This is a genomic window from uncultured Gemella sp., from assembly GCF_963525875.1.
GTDB lineage: Bacteria > Bacillota > Bacilli > Staphylococcales > Gemellaceae > Gemella.
The window spans coordinates 1-3,823 of record NZ_CAURMG010000076.1 but is presented as its reverse complement, the minus strand read 5'-3'; the positions used below and the strand labels follow the sequence as shown (position 1 = coordinate 3,823).

Genomic DNA, 3,823 nt, shown 5'->3' with positions numbered 1-3,823 from the left:
AAGGAACTCGTTTCTCAATTCGTGAAGGTGGACGTACTGTAGGTTCAGGTGTTGTTACATCTATCGTTAAATAATTTTGAATTAAAATTGAAAGTAAGGTGATTTTCACCTTGCTTTTTTATATACTTAGAACAGATTTACATATTGTTCATATTTAATTAGAGATGTTTTATGCTTTTAAAATATTATATGTTTTAACAATATATTTGACAAATATGTACTATTTCCATTAAATCCTTGCAGAAAAACTGTAAGAGGTGTATAATATGTTTAAAGGTAGTATAGGGGAAAATAATAGTATTAATGCATTAAATGCATGACTATTATTATATCAAATACAATTACTCTAGGGATATTGAGTAATAGTAAAAAATCGAAGTTAAAAAATTAACTTCGATTTTTTATATTTGTTACATGAATATTATAATCATAAGATATTAATTTATAAATATTATTAGGAAGTGCTAAGAGACTTTTTAGTTATTTTAATTAAATCGTAGTACTAAAATAAAAACTGAAGAGTTAATAGATATACATTATAGTTTAATAATTTGACTTTACAAGTTTTATTCTATATGCTTAGTGTAATACAATTTATTATTTATGAACAAAAATTTTATATTTTAAGGAGAAAAAATGTTTTTAGCTATTAATGAAATAAAGGATGCTAAGTTAAGGTATAGTCTGATAGTAGGACTTCTTACACTGGTTTCTTATTTAATGTATTTCTTATCAGGATTAGCTTTTGGATTGATAGACCAGAATAGATCTTCAATTGATCATTGGAAGGCGGATACAGTATTGCTTTCTTCAGAAGCAAATAAAACTATTGGTTTATCTAATCTAAAATTATCAGATAAAGAATCTTTATTTGCAGATAATGTTGAACCTTTTAGTCAAATGGTTACAGTTTCTAAAACTGAGAAGGGTTCAAATGAGGATGTTAAACAAAAAATCAGTATTTTTGGAGTGAATAATGGAAGCTTTTTAATTCCACCAGTAATACAAGGAAGAACTTTTGAATCTAAAAATGAAGTTGTTATTGAAAAAAGTTTGTCTGAAAAAGAAGGGTATTCTATAGGTGATACTATTAAGACTGCTAACTCAGATATTGAATTAAAAATAGTAGGTTACACGGAAAAATCCAGATTTAATGTAGCTCCAGTCATATATATGAATATTAATGATTTTCAAATTTTAAAATATGGTGTAAGTAAAACTACTGATAATCCTATGATTAATGCTTTCGTAGTAAAAGGAGAATTAAAGAATTATGACAGCTCTATTTTCCAAAAAGTTAGTATAGCTGATTTTATTAATGAATTACCTGGTTATAGTGCTCAAATTTTAACATTTGGACTAATGATAGGTTTCCTAATAGTGATTTCTGCAATTATTATTGGTATTTTCATGTATGTACTTACTATTCAGAAAACACCTATTTTTGGAATAATGAAGGCCCAAGGAATATCGAATAGAATTATTGGAACTTCTGTTTTATCTCAAACATTTTTACTTTCATTAGTTGGAAGTATACTAGGTCTGGTTGGAACGTGGGTAACATCACTAGTATTACCATCAGCAGTACCATTTTTAGGGAATGGACTTTATTACAGTATTATCTTCGTTAGTTTGATTATTTTTTCTTTAGTTGGAACATTATTCTCTGTTTTAGCTATTAGAAAAATTGATCCATTAAAAGCAATAGGATAGGTGTCATATGAATGTATTAGAATTTATAAATGTAACTAAATCATATCAGGATGGAAATAAAGAAATAGAAGCTCTGAAAGAAACCAATTTTAAAATAGAAGAAGGTCAATTTATTGCGATTATCGGTCCATCAGGTTCAGGTAAATCAACTTTCTTAACTTTAGCTGGAGGTTTACAAACTCCGTCTAGAGGTCAAATAATTATTAACGGAAAAGATTATACTAATTTGTCTGAGAAAGAAAGGTCAAAGTTACGATTTAACGATATTGGATTTATTCTGCAGGCATCTAATTTGGTTCCGTTTTTAACTGCAAAACAACAGTTAGAATTAGTTGATAGAATAAATAAGCAAAAAAGACAAAAACTTCAAGATCAAAAATCTCTTTTTAAAGAATTAGGAATAGATCATTTAGAAAATAAATTACCGAAAGACTTATCAGGTGGTGAACGACAACGATTAGCTATTGCTAGAGCTCTTTACAATAATCCGGTAATTATCTTAGCTGATGAACCTACAGCAAGTCTTGATTCAGATAGAGCGTTTGAAGTCGTAGAGTTACTATCAAAAGAGTGTAAAGAAAAAAACAAATCAATTATTATGGTAACACATGATAATAGAATGATTGAAAAATGCGATCATGTTTATCGAATGAAAGATGGTATTTTGATAAAGGAAAGATAATATAAAAAGTGATGTTACCCAAAAAGTTCTAAAATTTAACAAAGTTCATATATGAACTCATAGACGCAGTGGTTTATTGATATCTAAATTCGCTTTTTAAAAGCTTTTTAGATATCTAATAATCTGTGCGGAGGTGACTCGACAAAATCGATTTCTATGAAACCACGATTTTTGAGTCATTCTCATTTTTTTATTGATAACATTATTATATAAGGTGGTAGCACAATTTTAAGAAATTTAGATAAATAATTGCACAATGGATGTTAATATGATAATATTTTTTATATACTAGGGTAGAATAAAATTTTCATTATCCTTAATTAATAGAAAATATTTTAAAAATAAATATCAAAAAGTATAGAAAGGAAGAAGATGAAGAATTTAAAATTTGATGGAACTCAGTTAAAATATATAGCTATAATTGCTATGACAATTGATCATTTAGCATGGCTATTATATCCAGGTTTAGTTAAAGAAACAATACCAGTACTTATGCATATAGTAGGACGTTTAACAGCACCGATTATGTGGTATTTTATCGCAGAAGGATGTTATTATACAAAAGATATTAAAAAATATTTCTTTAGAATTATGAGCTTTGCTTTTATCAGTCACTTTGCTTTTTGCTTCGGTTTAGGAATACCATTTGATATAACTACAGGAAGCATATTTAATAAAACAAGTGTCTTATTCCCATTAGCGATGTCGGTTTTATTAATCGCAATCTTTAGAAGTGAGAAGATAAGTAATACATTAAAGATTTTAGCTATTATTGTTTTCTGTTTATTAACATTTATAGCTGATTGGTCTGCAATTGCTCTTATGATGCCATTCTTCTTACATAATCATAGAGGTAATAAAAAACAACAAGTACTTGACTATGTTATCTGGATAAGTGTTTATGCAGCTATTTATATTATCTTTATAGATGTATTTTATGGAGTATTACAGTTTGCAACTTTACTTTCATTACCATTATTAATGAGATATGATGGTACTAGAGGTAAGCATACTGGTTCTAAGTGGTTCTTCTACTATTATTATCCAATACATTTGGCAATTATAGGTATTTTTAGAATTATATTATACGGAAATATACCATTGGTCTTTTAGAATTAGTATAGACGTAGCAAATCAAAAGAACATGGTTAAATTTAATACAACGAAAACTAATATAGAGGTTCCTTATTAAGATAAAACTTAATAAGGAATTTTTTATATAGTTTGATATTGATATGTAGTAAAAAAGTATAAGATATAATATAATATGAATATTAAAAATAAACTGTTTTCGAAAGGATAAAATGAATAATAAAGAAGAAAGAGTTCAATGTCAAAAGTTATGGGCAAATAATAAATATCTTGTTTTGAGTCATTCAAGTAAAATATACTTAGAAATTAGAACATATTTAAAGCAAGAAGAAGTAT

The 3,823-nt window shown here is 26.8% G+C and carries 4 protein-coding genes; all 4 read left to right on the top strand.

Features of this window, described 5'->3' with window-relative positions; all coding sequences use genetic code 11:
* Positions 1 to 74, top strand: a 74-nt coding sequence (locus tag RWQ73_RS08010) for a hypothetical protein (RefSeq protein WP_399541159.1), incomplete at its 5' end; no start/stop codon positions are given.
* A gap of 562 nt (positions 75 to 636) precedes the next feature.
* Positions 637 to 1,713, top strand: a complete 1,077-nt coding sequence (locus RWQ73_RS07825) for an ABC transporter permease (RefSeq protein WP_314407819.1) — start codon at positions 637 to 639, stop codon at positions 1,711 to 1,713.
* A 7-nt stretch (positions 1,714 to 1,720) separates the two neighbouring features.
* Positions 1,721 to 2,395, top strand: a complete 675-nt coding sequence (locus RWQ73_RS07820; protein ID WP_314407818.1) for an ABC transporter ATP-binding protein — start codon at positions 1,721 to 1,723, stop codon at positions 2,393 to 2,395.
* Positions 2,396 to 2,767: 372 nt separating this feature from the next.
* Entirely contained in the window at positions 2,768 to 3,508 is a 741-nt protein-coding gene (locus tag RWQ73_RS07815) for a TraX family protein (protein WP_314407816.1), read from the top strand.
* The last annotated feature ends 315 nt before the right edge of the window (positions 3,509 to 3,823 follow it).